General features: G+C 54.6%; 16 protein-coding genes. 11 read left to right on the forward strand and 5 right to left on the reverse strand.

Features of this window, described 5'->3' with window-relative positions; genetic code table 11:
* The first annotated feature begins 271 nt into the window (after positions 1-271).
* The 4 genes from AAGA79_RS11230 to AAGA79_RS11245 are packed head-to-tail and all read left to right on the forward strand — an operon-like array spanning position 272 to position 4947.
* Positions 272-1006 carry a hypothetical protein gene (locus tag AAGA79_RS11230; protein WP_411825897.1) on the forward strand — a complete coding sequence of 245 codons (735 nt, stop codon included), beginning with the start codon at positions 272-274 and terminating at the stop codon, positions 1004-1006.
* Positions 1007-1054: 48 nt separating this feature from the next.
* On the forward strand, positions 1055-1828 hold the full coding sequence (locus AAGA79_RS11235; protein WP_411825898.1) for an MIP/aquaporin family protein: 774 nt from the start codon (positions 1055-1057) through the stop codon (positions 1826-1828).
* Between the two features lie 45 nt (positions 1829-1873).
* On the forward strand, positions 1874-3373 hold the full coding sequence (gene glpK, locus AAGA79_RS11240; protein WP_411825899.1) for a glycerol kinase GlpK: 1500 nt from the start codon (positions 1874-1876) through the stop codon (positions 3371-3373).
* Positions 3370-4947: a glycerol-3-phosphate dehydrogenase/oxidase gene (locus AAGA79_RS11245; protein WP_411825900.1), complete on the forward strand. Its 1578-nt coding sequence runs from the start codon at positions 3370-3372 to the stop codon at positions 4945-4947. Before glpK ends, AAGA79_RS11245 begins: the two co-directional genes overlap by 4 nt.
* Positions 4948-5035: 88 nt before the next feature.
* Here the strand turns inward: AAGA79_RS11245 and AAGA79_RS11250 are convergent, their stop codons facing one another.
* Positions 5036-5779 carry an FKBP-type peptidyl-prolyl cis-trans isomerase N-terminal domain-containing protein gene (locus AAGA79_RS11250; protein ID WP_411825901.1) on the reverse strand — a complete coding sequence of 248 codons (744 nt, stop codon included), beginning with the start codon at positions 5777-5779 and terminating at the stop codon, positions 5036-5038.
* A gap of 60 nt (positions 5780-5839) precedes the next feature.
* Here AAGA79_RS11250 and grpE point away from each other — a divergent pair, with 60 nt between their 5' ends.
* From grpE to secD, 5 genes are all read left to right on the forward strand, one after another.
* Positions 5840-6481, forward strand: a complete 642-nt coding sequence (grpE, locus tag AAGA79_RS11255; RefSeq protein WP_411825902.1) for a nucleotide exchange factor GrpE — start codon at positions 5840-5842, stop codon at positions 6479-6481.
* 44 nt (positions 6482-6525) lie between these two features.
* Entirely contained in the window at positions 6526-7662 is a 1137-nt protein-coding gene (dnaJ, locus tag AAGA79_RS11260) for a molecular chaperone DnaJ (RefSeq protein WP_411825903.1), read from the forward strand.
* Positions 7663-7821: 159 nt separating this feature from the next.
* On the forward strand, positions 7822-8946 hold the full coding sequence (gene tgt / locus AAGA79_RS11265) for a tRNA guanosine(34) transglycosylase Tgt (RefSeq protein ID WP_411825904.1): 1125 nt from the start codon (positions 7822-7824) through the stop codon (positions 8944-8946).
* Positions 8943-9278 carry a preprotein translocase subunit YajC gene (yajC, locus tag AAGA79_RS11270; RefSeq protein ID WP_411825905.1) on the forward strand — a complete coding sequence of 112 codons (336 nt, stop codon included), beginning with the start codon at positions 8943-8945 and terminating at the stop codon, positions 9276-9278. The genes tgt and yajC overlap by 4 nt, the downstream gene beginning before the upstream one ends.
* A 37-nt stretch (positions 9279-9315) precedes the next feature.
* Positions 9316-11739, forward strand: coding sequence for a protein translocase subunit SecD (gene secD / locus AAGA79_RS11275; RefSeq protein WP_411825906.1), 2424 nt, complete (start codon positions 9316-9318; stop codon positions 11737-11739).
* A 95-nt stretch (positions 11740-11834) separates the two neighbouring features.
* On the opposite strand, the gene AAGA79_RS11280 is transcribed toward secD, so the two are convergent.
* Positions 11835-12407 carry an EF-hand domain-containing protein gene (locus AAGA79_RS11280; RefSeq protein WP_411825907.1) on the reverse strand — a complete coding sequence of 191 codons (573 nt, stop codon included), beginning with the start codon at positions 12405-12407 and terminating at the stop codon, positions 11835-11837.
* 118 nt (positions 12408-12525) lie between these two features.
* Between AAGA79_RS11280 and metF the strand changes: the two genes are divergently transcribed.
* The gene (gene metF / locus AAGA79_RS11285; RefSeq protein WP_411825908.1) at positions 12526-13425 is read left to right on the forward strand and encodes a methylenetetrahydrofolate reductase [NAD(P)H]; all 900 of its coding nucleotides are present in this window, start codon (positions 12526-12528) and stop codon (positions 13423-13425) included.
* 546 nt (positions 13426-13971) lie between these two features.
* Here metF and AAGA79_RS11290 read toward each other — a convergent pair.
* From AAGA79_RS11290 to AAGA79_RS11300, 3 genes are read right to left on the reverse strand one after another with little or no spacing between them, the layout of a single operon-like run.
* Complete coding sequence (locus AAGA79_RS11290; protein ID WP_411825909.1) at positions 13972-15678, reverse strand: ABC transporter permease; 1707 nt, start codon at positions 15676-15678, stop codon at positions 13972-13974.
* On the reverse strand, positions 15675-17168 hold the full coding sequence (locus AAGA79_RS11295; RefSeq protein ID WP_411825910.1) for an ABC transporter substrate-binding protein: 1494 nt from the start codon (positions 17166-17168) through the stop codon (positions 15675-15677). Before AAGA79_RS11295 ends, AAGA79_RS11290 begins: the two co-directional genes overlap by 4 nt.
* A gap of 15 nt (positions 17169-17183) precedes the next feature.
* On the reverse strand, positions 17184-18251 hold the full coding sequence (locus AAGA79_RS11300; RefSeq protein ID WP_411825911.1) for an ABC transporter ATP-binding protein: 1068 nt from the start codon (positions 18249-18251) through the stop codon (positions 17184-17186).
* Between the two features lie 350 nt (positions 18252-18601).
* On the opposite strand from AAGA79_RS11300, the gene AAGA79_RS11305 reads away from it, so the two are divergent.
* A complete protein-coding gene (locus AAGA79_RS11305) occupies positions 18602-19975 on the forward strand; it encodes a DEAD/DEAH box helicase (RefSeq protein ID WP_411825912.1) in 1374 nt (457 codons plus the stop codon).
* The last annotated feature ends 4 nt before the right edge of the window (positions 19976-19979 follow it).

Raw genomic sequence — 19979 nt, forward strand, 5'->3', positions numbered from 1 at the left:
CTTGATGGAAAAAAGATGAAATATTTTCCCAATAAAGTCCAACCAAGTTTCTTGGAATTCAAACCTTTAGCGTTGGATTTTCTTGGACTTGTTGCCACTTCACCACAAGAACCCTTCCAAACGTTTGAGAACAGCTAGGAAAGACAACTACGACAATAGTTTCACAGATAGCTTTTCCGTTGATTTAAGGAAAATCCGATGGAATATTTTTTGAATCGTTAATAGCGATTTTATCCAACTACCGGAACCCACAAAAACCAACCAAAAACCCATGAAACCCAATCGCATTTATCTCACTACCTGCCTTATTCCTCTCTTCACAGGCGGACAACTGCTGGCTAGTGAAAACCTACCGAACAGGGATCTCATCGCAAGCTCGTCTTCCGATCCTTCCCTGGACGTCTCCCTCACCCTCGGGTTCGAAACCCTGCACGTCTACCGTGGTGCCGATGCATCATCCGGAAACGGCATCATGTGGGAGACACTCGACATAGATCTTTATAACACCTTCCACTTCAACCTCTACGGAGGTAACTCGTTCAACGACGAATACAAGGAGCTCACACCCAGCGCCTACATCTACCATGATTTCGGTGACCTCACCGCATCCGCCGGTATGATCTGGTATCACCTTCCCGGCTCCGACGGAGCGGATAGCGAGGAGTATTACTTCTCTCTCGCACACCCCCTGGGCAATGGCTTCAGCGTCTCGACCTGGTTCTCATACAATCCCCGCTTCAACGGATATTACAATGAGCTGAAAGTCTCCCACACGTATGATTTTTCCGATAACCTCTCGCTCGTTTCCTATGCTGGCCTCGGCTATTCGGACGGCCTGAGATCCGGCGGAAGCGGCTTGGATAACCTCACGGTAGCAGTCGGTCTGCCCATCGCGCTAAGCGAGCAGATCTCCATCAAACCACTGGCAGGATACGCCTTCGCCCTTGATGCGCTGGAGTCCGATGACGAGGCCTGGTTGGGCCTCAACCTGTCCTACACATTTTAATCATCCGAAATAAGTAGAGAAACGTAAAACCCAAACCTATTTATTACTATGAACCCATATTTAGCGGAAATTGTCGGGACGGCTATTTTGATTCTCCTCGGTAATGGAGTCGTCGCAAACATCGTGCTTAAACAAAGCAAAGGCCAGAACGGCGGCTGGATGGTCGTCACCACCGGCTGGGGCCTAGGCGTAGCAATCGCAGTCTACTCCGTTGGTCGCATCTCGGGAGCCCATCTGAATCCCGCCGTCACCGTCGGACTAGCAGCAATCGGCGATTTTTCCTGGGCCCAGGTCCCCGGTTATGTTGGAGCCCAGGTGCTCGGAGCGATGATCGGCGCCACACTAGTTTGGCTCACTTATCTCGCCCACTGGGAGGCAACCGAAGACCAGGGAGGCAAGCTTGCTTGTTTCTCTACAACACCAGCTATCCGGAAAACCGGCCCGGCATTTATCACCGAGTTTATTGGCACAGTAATGCTCGTCTTCGGAGTTCTTGCAATCGGACAAATCGGCGCCGGAATACCCGCTGCTGAATTTGAAACACTGGAGCACATCCCCACCTCCCTCGCCGGAGTTGTCGGCACGTGGTGGAGCCCGTTTCTCGTCGGACTTCTCGTCCTCTCGATCGGCCTCTCCCTCGGCGGACCTACCGGGTATGCCATCAACCCCGCCCGTGACCTCGGCCCCCGGATAGCCCACCAGCTACTGCCGATCGCCGGCAAGGGTACCTCGGACTGGCAATATGCCTGGGTGCCCATCGTCGCACCCTTACTTGGCGGCGTAGCGGGAGCATTTCTCTTCCGCCTGTTATTTCCCGCATGAAAAAACTGATATCTATTCTACTATAAAACCAAACCTACCAAACCCATGAAATCCGAACAATTCATCCTCGCCCTCGACCAGGGCACCACCAGCTCACGCGCTCTCATCGTCGACCACGCCGGGAAAGTAATAGCTGTCAGCCAAAAGGAATTCACCCAAATTTATCCGAAGCCGGGCTGGGTCGAGCACGATCCCACCGAGATCTGGGCCACCCAGACAGCCGTCGAAGCGGAAGCCCTCGCAAAAGCCGATCTCCGTCACCGCGACATCGCCGCCATCGGCATCACCAACCAACGTGAAACCACAGTTGTATGGGATAAGAACACAGGCAAGCCGGTCTACAATGCCATCGTCTGGCAAGACAGACGCACCGCCGATTACTGCGCGAAACTCAAGAAGGAAGAAGGTCTCGAACATAAATTCGGAGACAAAACCGGCCTCCGTCTCGATCCGTATTTCTCCGGCACCAAGCTCCGCTGGATTCTCGAAAACGTGGAAGGAGTCCGCGAGCGCGCCGAAGCCGGAGATCTACTCTTCGGAACTGTCGATAGCTGGCTCGTCTGGAAACTCACGGACGGCGAAGTGCACATCACCGATGCCACAAACGCCTCCCGCACACTTCTTTACAACATCCACGAACATGACTGGGACGATGAGATCCTTGAGATTTTCAACATTCCGCGTTGCATGCTTCCGGAAGTTAAGGGCAGCAGTGAAATCTACGGACACACCACCAAAAAAGTTCCGATCGCCGGTATCGCCGGGGACCAGCACGCGGCCCTTTTCGGCCAAGCCTGCTTCGAACCCGGCATGGCGAAGAACACCTACGGCACCGGCTGTTTCCTCCTCATGAATACAGGCGAGGAAGCGATCCGTTCGAAAAACAACCTGCTTACCACCATCGCGTGGCAGATCGACGGAAAAACCGAGTATGCGCTCGAAGGTTCTATTTTCATGGGCGGCGCAGTCGTCCAGTGGCTCCGTGATGAGCTTCAGCTCGTCCGCTCCGCAGAGGAATGTAGCTCACTCGCAGCAGAAGTCCCGGACGCAGGCGGCATGTTTCTTGTTCCAGCCTTTGCAGGCCTGGGCGCTCCGCATTGGGATCCCTATGCCCGCGGAACCTGTGTCGGCATGACACGCGGCACCAATCGGAAACACTATTGCCGCGCAGCTCTCGAAGCGATCGCCTATCAAAGCGCTGACCTCGCGGACTGCATGGAGAAAGACTCGGGAATCACCATGACCGAGCTTCGCGTGGATGGTGGCGCTTCGAACAGCGAGCCACTCATGCAATTCCAATCCGATCTACTGAGATTGGAAGTACTCCGCCCGGAAAACGTGGAAACCACAGCTCTGGGTGCAGCCTACCTGGCCGGCCTCGCAGTCGGTTTCTGGAAAGACAAACAAGATATCACAGACCGTTGGAAAGAAGGCGCACGCTTCAAACCGGAGCGCCCCGAAGAAGACATGAAGGTCTTCTCGGACGGATGGAAACGCGCCGTAGAGCGCTCAAAGGAATGGGAACTCCAAGAACCAGAATTATGAAAAGAGAAAAATCGCTAGAACATATTAAAAACGCCACAGAGCCATACGATTTCTGTATCGTTGGCGGTGGTGCAACCGGCCTCGGCACTGCGGTCGATGCCGCTTCCCGCGGCCACTCCGTAGTCCTCGTCGAGCAGGCGGATTTCGCGAAAGGCACTTCCTCCCGCTCCACGAAACTCGTCCACGGCGGCGTGCGTTACCTCCAGCAGGGAAACGTCTCGCTCGTATTGGAAGCTCTCCGCGAACGCGGACGCCTTACAAAAAATGCGCCGCACCTCGTGCACGATCTTTCATTCGTCATCCCGAACTACAGTTGGTGGGAAGGTCCCTTCTACGGGATCGGCATGAAGGTGTACGATCAGCTGGCCGGGAAACTCGGCCTGGGCCCCAGCAAATGGCTTTCCAAAGAAGAAACCCTGAAGCGTATCCCTACTGTCGAAACGAAGGACCTCAGCGGCAGCGTGTCTTATCACGATGGCCAATTCGATGACTCACGCCTCGCGGTCAACCTCGCACAAACGGCAGCCGATCTCGGAGCGAAAATCGCCAATTACACGAAGTGCACCGGACTTTTGAAGACTGATGGCATCGTCACCGGCGTGGTCGCCGAGGATCTGGAATCCGGCGAGACACTCGAAATCCATGCTCGCTGCGTTATCAACGCCACCGGTATTTTCGTCGACGAGCTCCGCTCGAAAGATGAAAGCACCGCCAAGCCAATGGTGACAGTCAGCCAAGGCATCCACGTCGTGCTACCCAAGGAGTTCCTCCCTGGAAATTCTGCGATCATGATCCCGAAAACCGCCGATGGTCGCGTCCTCTTCGCGGTGCCTTGGCACGATTGCGTCGTAGTCGGCACCACGGATACTCCACTTCCGGAGAAATCCCTCGAGCCGCGCGCCCTTGCATCGGAGGTGGAATTCGTAATGGAACACGCGGCGAAATACCTCACCAAAGACCCTCAACCCGAGGATGTTCTGAGCATTTTCGCAGGCCTGCGTCCACTCGTCAGCGCCGGCGATAGTTCTGATACAGCGGCCATTTCACGTGACCACACCATTGTCGTCAGCAATAGCGGGCTCATTACCGTCACTGGCGGAAAATGGACCACTTATCGAAAAATGGCGGAAGACGTGATCGACCAGGCGGAAATGGTATCCGGAGTCGATCAGAAGCCATGCGAAACCGCTACCCTTCAGATTCGTGGCTGGACCAGGACAGTAATCCCCGAGGCAAACCTCAAGCCATACGGCGCGGATGCCCAAGCGATCCGCTCCCTCGGCGAAACGGATAAAATCCACCCACTACTTTCGCTCACAGCAGCGGAAATCAGGTGGCATGCCCGTGAGGAAATGGCCCGCTCGGTGGAGGATGTCCTCGCCCGCCGTAGCCGCAGCCTGCTCCTCAACGCACGCGCCAGTATCGAAGCCGCGCCTGCAGTTGCCAGAGTGCTTGCTGAAGAACTGGAGAAAGACGAAATGTGGATTTCCAGCCAAATCGCCGCCTACGAAACCCTCGCCAGAGGCTACGTTTTCGGAGACCCGGCCAGTGTAGCCCCGGATCCGGTTAAATAATCGGTTTCATCAGAAATTAGAAAGAGGCGATCCATAAGGATCGCCTCTTTGCTTTTCACCCTTCTGGCGAAATTCGTTTCAAAAAAGCCTATTTTTTCGCCTTGGATGTCTCGGCAAGAAACACCTCCAGGACCACCACACTTCCCGGCTCCATCGCCGCGCCTACGCGCCTGTTGCCATAGCCAAGATCAGGATGGAGATACAGCTTCCAAACAGAACCCGCAGGCATGGCCCGCACAGCTTCCGCCAAGCCAGGCAACAATTTGTCTTTTACTGCGACCAATTGATCTTCCGGCGATCGCTCAAAGACCACGCCATCCTTATTGGCGCTCTGATAGCGGATTAGAAACGCTTCCACCTTTTCTTGTTCTTCTTCACTCAGTTTCGAAAAAACCTCACCTTCACCTTTCTTCACAACTTCATATTGAAGCCCGGACTCTGTTGTCTCCACTCCTTCCTTCTTCCCGTTTTCAGAGAGCCACTCCGCACTGCTCGCACGATTTTTCTTAGCCAGCCCCAGTTCACGTTCCTGAAGCTTTGCCTGCATGAGATTCATGGCCACCTGAAAATCTTCCTGGCTCACACCCGCATCTTTCTCCTCAAGGGCCAGGCGAAAACCTTCGAGCAATTCCGCTGTCGTAAAGTCCGAGACCTCATAACCGTTTGTCTTCAGTGATGTCAGGAACTCCTGCCCTCTCAGATGCCCGACTCCTTTTGAGACCTTCTCACGCGTCTCCATTGCCACATCCAGAGGCTTGGCACTCAAAACACCAGTGGAAGCCAGCACAGCAGCACCAAACATTGCAAAACTACAGACATTGCTAAAATTCATGTGGGAAACCTGAAGAACGAATCCAGCGAACGCACGCACCATTTTCAGGGCCCCTTATATATGGCAACAGGGTTGACCAAAGCCATTTCCTGCATACACATACGCTTCATGCAGCAAGACGAAACCAAACCGCACAGCGAAACCCCTGAAAACGCAGAGGAAATCGAAACCACTGCGGAGACTTCCGGAACCACAGAAGCGGAAGCACCCGCCGAGGAAACACCGGAACTCGATCCTTGGGAACAACTCGAGGCAGAAGCCGCAAAATGGAAGGACGCATCCCTCCGCACCGCTGCGGAAATGGACAACCTCCGCAAACGCACCGCACGCGAACGCGAAGAAGCCATCCGCTACGCAAACCAGCGCCTGCTCGAAGAACTCCTCCCCGTCATCGATAACTTCGAGATGGGCATGCAGGCAGCCTCCCAGGACACCACATCCATGATCTACATCGGCATGGATATGGTTCGCAAACAACTCAACGACTTCCTCGAAAGCCAGGGCGTCACCGAAATCTCGACCACCGGCCAGTTCGATCCGAACCTTCACGACGCAGTTTCCCAAGAGCCATCCGATCAACCGGACGGCGAAATCACCCGAGTAACCCGCCGTGGCTTTAAAATCCGCGACCGCCTGCTCCGCCCGGCATCAGTGATCGTTTCAGCAAGCCCGGAACCGGAAGCCACCGAAGAATCCGCATAAACCTCCCTACCGGAGTTTATTAACACTAAAAATTTACTTACGAAGTGCCCCGCGACTACTACGAAATCCTCGGTGTCTCCAAATCAGCAGACGCCACCGAAATCAAAAAAGCCTACCGCAAACTCGCGGTAAAGTTTCACCCGGATAAAAACCCGGGCGATCCTACAGCTGAAGACAAATTCAAGGAACTAGGCCAAGCCTACGAAGCCCTCTCGGATCCGGACAAGCGCGCAGCTTATGATCGCTATGGCCACGACGCCTTCTCCGGCGGCATGGGACGCGGCGGCGGTGGCGGCTTCCACGATCCTGCGGACATCTTCTCCCAGGTCTTCGGCGGCGCATTCGGCGGCGGCTTCGAGGAATTCTTCGGCGGCGGTGGCGGCGGACGGAAAAAATCCGGTCAACAACGTGGATCGGATCTCCGTTACGATCTTGAAATAACCCTCGAGGAAGCTGCCAAAGGCGTGGAGAAAGAGCTTGAGATCGAGCGCAACGTCCCCTGCGGGAAATGCAATTCCACCGGTTCCAAAGGATCCGGCGGCGTAAAAACCTGCTCCACCTGCGGCGGCCGCGGTGTGGTCGGCAGACAAGCCGGTATCTTCATCCAGCAATCCACCTGCCCGGAATGCCGCGGCTCGGGACAGATCATTTCAGACCCGTGTTCCGACTGTCATGGAGATGGACGTCTCGAACGCAATACGCGTATCAAACTCCGCATCCCTGCCGGTGTGGAAACAGGAGTCCGCCTCCGTTCCACCGGAAATGGTGACGCAGGAGTCCGTGGCGGAACTTCCGGCGATCTCTACGCGTTCCTCCACGTGGAGGAACACGATGTATTTGAGCGCGAAGGCACCACACTCTTCTGTGATGTCCCGCTCCCCTTCGCCACGGCTGCACTGGGCGGCGAACTGAAGGTTCCAACACTCGATGGCCAATCCTCGATCAAAATCCCGAAAGGAACTCAGGGAGGCACCACTTTCCGCGTCCGCGAAAAAGGAATGCCTTCCCTCCAGGGGGGACTAAAGGGTGACCTCAACGTCACCGTGCAGGTGGAGGTTCCTACGAAGCTCAATAAGGACCAGGAGGAAAAACTCACCGACTTCTCGGAATCAATCGGAGAGAAAAATTCTCCTGTAAGCCAAGGCTTCTTCGAGAAGGCGAAACGCTTCTTCGACCTTTAACGGCCACTCATGAGGCTCCGGAACTTTGCCACGAACCATACGGTCACCATGACTGTATGGTTCGTGGTGTTTCAGAGCCTCCCTTCCGCGCCTCATTCACCGGGGGAAATCCAGGCCTTCCACTGATCGATTTCTCCCCGCCTCACATCCTTTTTTCCCATGCCCTTCAAACTAGAAGCCACTGACGGCACCGCACGCGCTGGCACACTCACACTTCCCCACGGAGAAGTGCAGACGCCCATTTTCATGCCGGTCGGCACCCAGGGATCAGTCAAAACACTACATCCTGCGGAACTTGAGGAACTTGGTGCACAGATCATCCTCGGGAACACCTACCACCTCTGGCTCCGCCCTGGCCACGAGCTCATTGCCAATCACGGCGGCCTCCACGATTTCACCACCTGGCAAAAGCCGATCCTCACGGATTCCGGCGGATTCCAGGTCTGGTCCCTCGCGAAAATGAGAAAAATCACCGAGGAAGGTGTCCAATTCCGATCCCACCTGGACGGAAACAAAATGATGCTGACCCCGGAACTTTCCATGGATATCCAGGCCGCACTCGGCTCCGACATTGCCATGCTTTTCGACGAGTGCCCGCCATACCCGTGCGACGAGGAATATGCTGCAAAATCCCTTGCGCTCACCACCCGCTGGGCCAAACGCTGCAAGGAACATATCGTTTCACAAGACCTTTCGGCAACCGGGCGCAACCACTTCGGAATTGTCCAGGGCTCCGTGTATGCGGATCTTCGCGAACAATCCGCCCGTGAACTCGTCGAGCTCGATTTCGATGGCTACGCCGTCGGCGGCGTTTCAGTCGGAGAGCCGGAGGAGGAGATGTTCCGCGCCATAGACAATGCGGTCCCGTTTCTCCCGAAAGATAAGCCCCGCTATGCCATGGGTCTCGGCACCCCGCCGCAGATTTTGGAAATGATCGAACGCGGTGTGGATATGTTCGATTGCGTCATGCCCACCCGCATCGCCCGCCACGGCACGGCCTTCACCCTGGACGGGCCAATCCAGATCAAAAATCTGATACACGCCCATGATCAGAATCCTCTCTGTGAATCAAGCCATCCGCACGTTTCCAGATTCTCCCGCTCATACATCCGCCACCTCTTCCGCGCGGGTGAAATGCTCTCTTTACGGTTGCTTTCCTTCCACAATCTGCATTTCTACCTGTCCCTCACGCGCAACGCACGGGAAGCCATCATTAATGGCACCTACGCGGAGTTCAAAAAATCTTTCATCCAACGATACACAGCCAACCAAACACAACCATGATCTCACTCTTCAATACTCTCGCACAAGCAGCACCAGGTGGAACAAGCGGCCCAGGAGGCATTCTCGGAAGCCCACTGGTCATGATGGGGTTACTCATCGTTATGTTCTACTTCCTGCTCATCCGCCCTCAGCAAAGGCAGAAAAAGGAACAGGCAGCGCGCATGGCAGCCATGGAAAAAGGCGACAAGGTGGTCACCACCGCAGGCATCCACGGGATCGTCCACAGCATCAAGGAAAAAACTGTAGTGCTCAAGGTAGCTGATGCTACAAACCTCGAGTTCGACAAAGCAGCAATCACAACTGTTGTAAAAAAGGACGTGAAAGAGGCGTAAGCCCCAGTTTCACGCGATCAATTTTCACCGAAAGCCAATGACCGAAATCTTCAACGACCCCTTGTTCCTGTTTCTAACAGGACTTTCACTTCTCGTCCTCTTCTTCTGGTATTTCGCCACGGAAATTGAGCGCAGGAAACGCAACATCGGCACCGTTCTCATTCTCGGTATCGTGGCCCTCTGTGCGGCTGCGATCATACCTATCAATGAGCGGCTGAAAGGTGGTATTGATATCGTCGGCGGCTCCGCCTTCTCTCTTCGCATTCAGGAGAAGGAAAACGACCAGGGAGAACTCCTCCCTGTTACACCGGATCAGGTGGATGAAGCGATGCGCGTCATCGAAGGCCGCCTCAACGCACGCGGCACAGCAGAGCCACTCATCGCCCGCCAAGGTGAAGACGGCATCATCGTTCAAATGCCAGGTGTCGAACCCGGCGAATCGGAACAAATCCGCCTAACTCTCGAAACTGTTGCAAAACTGGAACTCAAGGAAGTTTCCACCCGGAACGAGGAAATCGGCCCGGACGGCCGCTCACTCGCACAACGCGTCCTTGATGGTGATGAGATCGTTCCCGGCTACCGTGCCTATGAACTCACCCAGGAAGATAGCGAAGGCAACGAGCGCACCGATGCCATCCTCCTTAACAGACGTTCCGCCCTCGGTGGTTCGGACGTGGCGCGCGCCAATCCTTCACCTTCCAACTCCAGCTCGGTAGACATCACGCTCAATGGCAACGGTGGAGACAAGATGATCGCTCTCACACAGAACATGCGCCCGGGTCTCGATCGCATCGCCATCGTCCTCGACGGCAAGGTTCTCAGCGCACCAACCGTTCAATCCGTGCCACTTGGTAAGAACTTCAATGTCACCGGCCTCACAGAGCCCGGCGAACCGAAGGAACTTTCCAATGCGCTAATGAACCCGCTTGAAAACCCACTGGTCGTCGAGCAAGAGCGCACGGTTTCTCCCACACTCGGAGCAGCTTTCGTGAGACAAGGCATCTCCTCAGCAGTGGCGGGCCTCATTCTTACAGCCATCTTCATTTTCATCTACTACCGCACCGCCGGTATCGTAGCGCTCATAGCACTCGCCATCAATGCCATCGTCCTCTTCGGCGTTATGGCCATGTTCGGCTTCACATTCTCCCTACCGGGTATCGCCGGCCTCATCCTCACGATCGGTATGGCTGTCGACGCAAACGTCCTCATTTACGAACGTCTACGTGAGGAAATCGACAACGGTAAATCCCTCAAAAACGCGATAGCCGCTGCCTACGAGAAGGCATTCTCCTCCATCATCGATGCCAACATCACCACGCTCATCGCCTGTGTGATCCTCATCGCCATGGCCAGCAGTAGCGTGAAAGGCTTTGCAATCACACTTACCATCGGTCTGATCGCCTCGATGTTTTCCGCCATCCTCGGCACCCGCGTTCTTTTCCGCTGGGGCATCGATACCGGACTTCTCCGCAAGCTTTCCTTCCTCAATCTGATCAAATCCGTCAGCTTTGATTTCCTCGGAAAAGCGAAGATGGCCGGCGTCATCTCCACAATCCTTCTCATCATTGCCATCACCACCTTCGCGGTGAAGCAGAAGGCAGCACTCGGGATCGACTTCACTGGCGGCACGCTCATCACTTTCCAACTCGGTGATGAGGATCTTCCATTGGATGAAGTTCAGGACTCACTGGAAGGCATCAAATCACAGCTCACCCGTGAAGCTATTCCGCAAGAGCAGACAATCGCCAACAGTGGGACCCTTTTGACCGTCCGCTGTGATACAAAGGACAGTGAACTTGTTGTTGATACACTCCGCGCGGACTTCCCACTCCTGGGCAAGACTGACGAAGGCGGTGACTACCTTCTGGACGCTTCCAAGGAAGAGGTTTCCGCTACCATCGGTGGTAGCTTTCTCCAGGAAGCGCTCGTCGCACTCGGCGTGGGCATCATCGGAATCTTCGCCTACATCGTCCTTCGCTTTGAGCTATCATTCGCCGTAGGTGCCATTGTCGCACTACTCCACGATATGTTTATCGCCATCGGCCTAGTAGTCCTTCTCGGTGAGCAGCTCTCACAAATCCACGTTGCAGCTATCCTCACCATCGCCGGATACTCGATCAATGATACCATCATTGTTTTCGACCGCATTCGTGAAACTCTCCTCGTCCGCACTGGAGATGTGGGCGATGTGATGAACGAGGCGATCAACGCAACGCTATCACGCACAATCCTCACATCCTCCACAACGATTCTCACCGTCCTGATCCTCGCGATCTTCGGTGGGGCATCTCTGCGTGATTTCTCAATGACCATCATGGTCGGCCTTGTGGTGGGAACATACTCCTCCATCTTCGTAGCCGCCCCGATCGTCCGCTGGTTCTCTTCCAGAAAAGGTGGAAACCTCCGTAAGGATGTGCTTGCCACGACCCTCGCAGCAGAGGCCACGCAGGCAGACCACTAAACAAAAACAGGGGCAGCCCAAACAGGCCGCCCCTCGATAAGTTCTCCAGTAAAAAGCCTCTCCTATTCGGGAGAGGCTTTTTTTTATCGTCCAAATCATTCCGGATCAGGCTCACCACCACGCTCGCCGCGCGGTTCCCTACCCCTTGGAGGGCGAGGACCGGGATGATCCTCTGGCGTGATCTCACCACTCTTATCCGTATCCATACGATTGAAAATCTCACGGCGCTTCTCTTCAGGTAATTTGGAGAAAAATCTTCCCTTGCTGAATTCCTCAAAGCTCAGGCCTCTGTTCTTATCCGTATCCAGCTCCCGGAATTCCCTCCTCCTCTTCTCATCCTGCTCCTTACCCATTGCCTCGATCTCTCTCATCGAGATCATACCGTCCTTGTTCCTATCCAGGCGTGCATACAACTCATCGCGCTTTTCCTCAGGAACCCGCTCGGTCATCTCCACGGCAAAAAATTCATCCTTGCTGATCTGGCCGTCTCCGTCCGCATCCATCTTCTTGAAAATCAACTCCCGATGCTCTGGTTTATGGCGGTCCCCCCTCTCGCGCCGTGGCTCCCGGCGGTCCGACCTTTCATCATCCGGCCGCGGTTCGCCCTCCGCCATAGCACTGGAAACAAGAACTCCGGAGCAAAGTGTATAAACAAGGATTGTTTTCATAAGAAATACGTTTTCAATTCAGCGACGGTGACTGCGCTCTTACGCTAAGAACACCGGCTTCTAATAAAAGTTCCAAAAGCAGTCATCTTCTAAAATCTTTCTCATAGAAATCTCACCCATGCACATCAGCGACATCCTAAAATCCGAGAAACCATCACTTTCCTTCGAGTTCTATCCACCGAAGGCGGATTCAGCATGGGAAGAACTTTACGAAACCATCCGGGATTTGGAAACACTCTCACCCTCCTTCGTCTCCGTCACCTATGGCGCAGGAGGCTCCACTCGCGAGCTTACCCATGATCTCGTCGTCCGCATCAAGGAAACTACCAGCATCCCCCCCGTCCCTCACCTCACCTGTGTAGGCCACACCAAGGAAGATATTGATGCGATCCTCACCCGGTACGCGGTAGCCGGTGTATCGAACATCCTCGCCCTTCGCGGTGATCCACCGAAAAACGACCCGAACTACGATTGGTCCCAAGGAGATTTCAAATTCGCCACCGACCTGGTGAAACACATCAAGGCCTTCAACGAATCAGGCAGGCATCCTGACCCGCGCGGATTCGGTATTGGTGTCGCAGGATTCCCCGAAGGCCACCCCGCTACCCCGAACCGGGTGGATGAGCTCATTCACCTTCAGGAAAAGGTGGAGGCGGGGGCCGACTACATCTGCACTCAGCTGTTTTTCGACAATCATGACTTCTTTGATTTCCGCGAACGTCTCGAAATCGTCGGAATTACCACTCCTATCATCGCGGGGATCATGCCCGTGACATCCCTCAGCTCCATGAAACGCATGGCCGAGCTCGCGGCTGGCGCACGTTATCCTGCCAAACTTCTCAAAATCCTAAACCGCGCCGCGGAGAAGGACGATAAAACAGCAGTCGAACGCGCAGGCATTCATTACGCAGCCCAGCAATCCGCCGAACTCCTCGATAACGGTGTTTCCGGCATCCATTTCTACACTCTTAACAAATCGCACGCCACGCGTCAGATCTACGCATCCCTTGGCCTCTAAAGGCCTGCAGAAAAAAGATCAGGAAAAGATCAGATTTCTGAAAGACAGTGCACAGAATGTGCTTATATTACTCTGTCGCAAGACACGGCGGTCCGTGCGAAGCGCCTTAAGGTTATGGGTTTTCCTTGAGGTGATTCGTTCGGGCCGCTCTTTTTTTGCCCTTGGCTCATTATCAGGCCATCACCCGATTCCACTTCGGAAACCCACCTGGAAATAATTTCTACTTTTTGTAAGAAATCCCTCCAAAACCGGTTATTATACCTTGTCGAAAGACACTGCAGCTCTTGCGGTCCATTTCATGGTTTTGGGTTTTCCGTGAAGTTAATCGCGAGAGTTGCTTTTTTTTGCCCTAGGAGTTCCAGAAGGCAGAATGCCCCCTGACCATGGCAGGGAACATTCGGGAAAATATTTTCCTATCGCTGAAAGAAATACGATCGCTGCCGATTATTATGTCCTGTCGAAAGACACTGCGGCTCTTGCGGTCCGTTCCATGGTTTTGGGTTTTCCGTGGAGCTAATCGCGAGAGCTGCTTTTTTATTTATCGGATCAGACTTTGAACAGACCGCCACGTTTTCCGCCAAGAACCGCAGCTCCCATGATTGCGACTGAAAGGAACACCATAGCCCACACGCCAAGCGCTGCAGCCAGTTCAGTGCCATTTCCAAGAGTGCTAAGCAAAGTGTAGATCGCCTTTGTAATCGGATAATGCTGCGCCTGTTGCGCCAGAATCAGGCTATCGCTCACTTCCAGCATCGCGAAGGCAAATCCGAGGATAGCTCCCGCTGCAAGATTGGCCCCGATCAAAGGAATTGAAACCTTTCTCATCATACTCAGAGGAGATGCCCCAAGCGATCGAGCTGCCTCTTCCAATACCGGGTTACTTTGCTGAAGACCCGCAACTGCCGCACGAACCACATAAGGCAGGCGACGAATACAATATGCTATCACCAGTAGGAAAAAGGGGCTTCCACCCGCTCCTACTAGAAACGCGAAAGGCTTCCCTTCCTGGGAAAGCGCGAGGTAGCCGAAAGCCATCACCAAACCTGGCACAGCCAACGGCAGCATCACGAGAGCATCCAGAGCTCCACGGAACTTCAGATCAGACCGCACAACCACCCATGCCACGCAAAGTCCGATGATAACCGCCAGAATCGTCGCGGTTCCCGCATACATCAGACTGTTTTGAATTGATGGCACTACCAGTCCATTCCCGAGAGCTTCCAGATAATGACGCATTTTCAGCTCATCAGGGATTACAGTTCCATACCACCGCTCTGCCAGAGAAAGCAGCACCACCCCGATGTGCGGAATAGAAGCTATCAAGAACGTGCAAAGGAAAAACGCGGCACACATCAGCCCCTTCGCTCCCCTCAGTGTCTTTCCATCACTACGCCCTTTCGGCCGCGGAGCTGTTCCAAGTGGTGCCCGCCCCATCACCAGCTTCGCCAGACCGAAGACAGTCGCAGCCACCACTAGTAGAATAGCTGTGAGAGCATAGGGCACGGGATTACTATCCAAACCCTTCAACCCATCGAAAATCTGAACCGGAGCAATCCTCGCGTAATCAAAGACCAGCGGCACTCCCAGCTCGGTGAACGACCAGATAAACACCAGCGAACTACCCGCGAACACACCCGGCATCGCCAAGGGCAGAGTGATTTTGAAAAACCTTTTCCACGGGGGACACCCAAGATTCTCAGCCGCCTGCTCCATAGCGGGATCCAGGTTCGCCAAGGCCGCGGCGATGTTCATGTAGAGAATGGGATACAGATGCAGCGCATTCATCACCACGATTCCCAGAAACCTTCCCTCTGCCAGCCAATCGAAGGGCAACGCCTTATCCATCATTCCCACATCAATCAAAAACGCGTTGAAGGCCCCGTTCACACCCAGCATCTGCTTGATCCCCACAGCCCCCACGAATGGAGGTAGGATCATAGGTGCCAGGACCAAGATCCCCAAAAACTTCTTTCCTATGAAGTCATAACGGTGCGCCACCAGCGCCAGAGGAAACGCCAGAAGCAACGTCAACGCGGTGCTCACCAGCCCCATCATCAAGGCATTCCAAAGACCTTCCCGATAAATCGGATCCGAGAATACAGAAGATATGAAATTCAGCGTCCACACCGTATTCCCGTCCGCATCAGTAGCTTGAAAAGCTTGTTTCACCACCATCCCCGCTGGATAGATAAAAAATACAGCCATCAACCCCAGTACGATTAGCGAAATAATAATTGCCAGCTTACGATTCATTGATCTCCTCCTTTGATTGCTACATTGCCGGATTCCTCGGCGATACGTTTTGCTTCCCGGTAATTTGCCCGGAACCACTCTCCCAACTCCTTCATCCTCTCCGCCTGGACCATCGAGTCCCGGCTATTTAAACCGGGATCCCCTTGGCCTACGATTTCATAGCCGACCTTGGAGACATCCTCGAATACAGCAATAGCTTCCGCTGGCATACCCGCATCAATCATCGCCTGCCACGCCTCCTGGAGCTCGTGGTGGGAGTCGATACACATCACCTTCACCAGCTTGCGCAAAGTATTGAAGGCTTTTCCAGTGAGCGCAGGATCGTAGGTGAAATTTCCCGGATCGGTAAACGGTCTCATCTCCGGCATCGTCGCTTTGGAAAGCATCTCCGCCACATACAGGTCGCGCCGCACCGGAGCCCGGTATAGAGAGCGTTCAAGCGGCCCACCTTCCACACCCGGCTTCAGAAACCAAAGACCCTGAGCCTCCTTGCTCAGACAAAATTTTACAAATTCCTGCGCCACCTCCATGTGCGGCGCACCTTTCAATACCGCAATCGGATCCCCGCTCAGAGTTGTGCCACCCACGGGTGCTATCCATACCACACGCGGCTTCCCGTCACGGGTCGTCAGCTCATTCGCATAACTCCTTCCGTAGAAATCGATACACATCCCCGCGGCAGCATTCCCCTGCCCCACATCCTGCGGAATTTTCGAAGCACTATCCGTAAAATACCTCGCATTCGCAGACATCCGCTGGATCAACCGCAATCCATCCGCCCAACCCTCTGCGGCAGCATTCTCACTACCGCCTTCCGCGATTCGTTTTTGCATCTGGCCCTGCACCAGAAGCTCGAAAGTCCGCGCGACCGAGCCACTCTTTGTAGGATCTGCAAGTGCCAATGAACCGATGAACCCCGGCTCACCCAGATCCAACCATTTCTCCGGCGCACTCATCCCCAGCCGCTCCACGAAATCCGGATTGTAGCAAATGCCGAACTGGGAAACGCATGTCACCACCCACAACCTGTCCTCATCGAAATAGCTCTCTCCAGTGAAAATCTCCGGCACCGCGCCTGATTCTCCGAACAGCAGCGGCATATCCTTGAACACATCAAGCGGCACCAGACGCCCCGCCTTCGCCTGCCCCGAGAAATCCGGCTGCCCACCACCAAAAAACAAATCAACCCCTATCCCTTCACGACCGGTTTCCTCGGCAGCCTTGAATCCGGAATCGATCACCATCCGGATTTCCGAGGTCCCACCGGGCGTCCGCCAGTCCACATAAATCGTGCGCCCCGTTTTCTCCCGCCAATATTTTGCGAACGCTTCGCCAAACTCTTTCCTGATCGACTCATTGTGCGGAGAAAGGATCACCAGGCGATCATCCGCGGAATCCGGCGATGCCGTATTGCTCTCCTTTTTCAGCGCCAGCGGCAGCCCCACGATTGCTCCCAGCAGGAGCACAATCCCTATAATTCTAGCTTTCATATCACCGGAGGAAAATTATTTAGGGAAGACCACCACATCGCGGTGCTCGGCGTGAATCGTAACTTCCACCCCAATATCGTGAATAATATGCGGATTCATCTCCACCACCTGCTGCCTGCCTATTCCAGTATCTATGAAATACTCGATCCGCTGCCCCAGATAACTTCGCTCCACGATCTTTCCGGAAATTTCATTCTCTCCACCCTCCTTGTGCAATCTCCATACCTCTGGACGCACGGATACCACCGCCATATCTCCCGTCCGGGCTTTCCACTCGGGATTGGTCACCCGCCCCACAATCGCGGATCCGTTCACACGCACGAAACAGAAGTCCTCGTGCATTTCCATCACCTCTCCCTCGATAAGATTTGTTTCCCCAATGAATCCAGCCACATACGGACTCGTCGGTGCGCGGTAAACTTCCTCCGGAGTCCCAACCTGGGAAATCTTCCCTCCGGAAAGAACCGCCATCCGGTCAGCCATCGCCAGCGCCTCCTCCTGATCGTGCGTCACATAAATTCCGGTCAGATCATTCTCTTTCACAATCCGCCGGATCTCTCTCCGCATTTCCACCCGCAGCTGCGCGTCCAGATTCGAAAGCGGCTCATCCAGAAGCAAACATCTCGGCTTCACCACCAGAGCCCTCGCCAGACTCACCCGTTGCTGCTGCCCTCCGGACATCTGGTCAATCGAGCGATCCCCGTATCCCTCCAGCTTCACCATTGCCAGTGCCTCCTCTACCCTTTCCTTGATCTCCTTCTTCGGAACCTTCCGCTCCTCCAATCCAAAAGCGATATTCTGCCCCACAGTCAAATGCGGCCATAGCGCGTAACTCTGGAAAACCATCGCCGCCTCGCGCTTATGTGGAGCCAGCGAAGTCACATCTGTCTCACCGAAGAAAATCTTGCCCTCGGTCGGCGTCTCCAACCCCGCAATACAGCGAAGCAAAGTCGTTTTTCCACATCCGGACCCTCCCAGCAGGAAGAATAACTCTCCCGCCCCGATCTCAAGATCGATCCCGTCCAAAGCTGTTACACTTCCCCCGAAAATCTTCCTTACGCCTTCTATTCGAATAGTTTCCATACCTGCTGCATAGCATTCTCTCTTCCAACTCTCACCTTGCAAGCTCTCAGGCCGGTTTTGCCCCTTTGTGTCAACTCCGTAACCTAACAGCTGTCTGGAAAACCCACCAAATAAGGGCCTGAATTAACCAGAGCTTTCGGCCCCCGCCCGGGAATAATAAACCTAAATGTCTTGCTATTCCTAACAATCAGACTACTGAGGCGCCTCTGGAGTGCTACGCGCTTCAGATTTCTGCCGTTTCTGGCAGCACTTTTTCCGGTCTTCAACGATGAGAGATTGCAAGAGGTTCACCCCATACTCATCGGCCCGCCGGCTTTCCTGAAATCAGGGAACCGCACATTTGAAAATATATGACCGCTACATTTGAAGCGATGGCTCTTGCCGCGCCCATTAAAGAAGTTCTCAACGAACTCGAATACACCACTCCCTCCCCTGTCCAGGCCCAGGCCATCCCCCTCCTTCTTGAAGGCCGGGACCTCCTCGGCTGCGCACAGACCGGAACCGGGAAAACAGCATCCTTCGCACTCCCTATCCTCAACGCACTCCACGTGGACCAACGGCCCAACCGCCAGCGTCAGTGCCGCTGCCTCGTTCTGGCACCTACCCGCGAGCTCGCCGGCCAGGTTGCCAAAAGCTTCTCCACCTATGGTGAAAAAGTCCGTTTCCGCATCACCACCATCTGGGGTGGTGTCGGCCAGCGCCCGCAGGTAAACGCAATGCGCTCCGGTGTCGATGTCCTCGTCGCCACTCCGGGCCGCCTCATCGATCTCATGGATCAAGGGCACATCGATCTTTCAGGCGTGGAATTCTTCGTCCTCGATGAAGTCGACCGGATGCTCGATATGGGATTCCTCCGCGACATGAAAAAAATCGTCGCCCTTCTTCCAAAGAAAAGGCAATCACTCTTCTTCTCCGCAACGCTCGCTCCGAACATCGTTTCCCTTGCGGAAAACATTCTCAAGGATCCTGCCCGCGTCAGCATCACCCCGAAAGTGACAACCGCCGAGCGCATCAAACAGGAACTCTGCTTCGTGGACCGTGGCAATAAGATGTATCTCCTACAGCAGCTCCTGGAGAAACAAAGCACCTCTACCGAAGGAAACCTTTCCATCGTCTTCAACCGCACCAAACACGGCGCAAACCGCATCGCGAAAGCACTTTCCGAAGCCGGAATCGAATCCGAAGCAATTCACGGCAACAAATCCCAGGCCCAGCGCGAAAAAGCTCTCGAGAAATTCAAACGCGGTGATGTCAAAGTCCTCATCGCCACCGACGTCGCGGCACGTGGTGTCGATGTCAAAGACGTCGGCCTCGTCGTCAACTACGATCTCCCGAACGAACCTGAAGCTTACGTCCACCGCATCGGCCGCACCGGTCGTGCAGGTGCAGCTGGCCTTGCCATCTCTATGTGCTCGGAAGATGAAATCGATTTCCTCCGCGACATCGAGCGTGTCATCAAAACAGCAATTCCCCGTAACAAGGAATACGAATTTTACAGCGCAGCCCTCGAAGAAAAACACCGCTCCGGCTTCAAGCCACCTAAAGTAAAACAAGGTGGTAACCGTGGCGGCCGCGGCAGACAGGGCGGAGGCGGCGGTGGAAACCGTAGCCAAGGCGGCGGCGGCGGCGGTGGAAATCGCAGCGGTGGCGGCGGAGCAAGACGCAGTTCCCGCTCCGGTGCCAGTTCAGGCGGCGGCAGTGGCCGTAGCCGCTACTCCAGCTGATTTA

This window comes from Luteolibacter sp. AS25 (assembly GCF_046736275.1).
Taxonomy (GTDB): Bacteria; Verrucomicrobiota; Verrucomicrobiia; order Verrucomicrobiales; family Akkermansiaceae; genus Luteolibacter.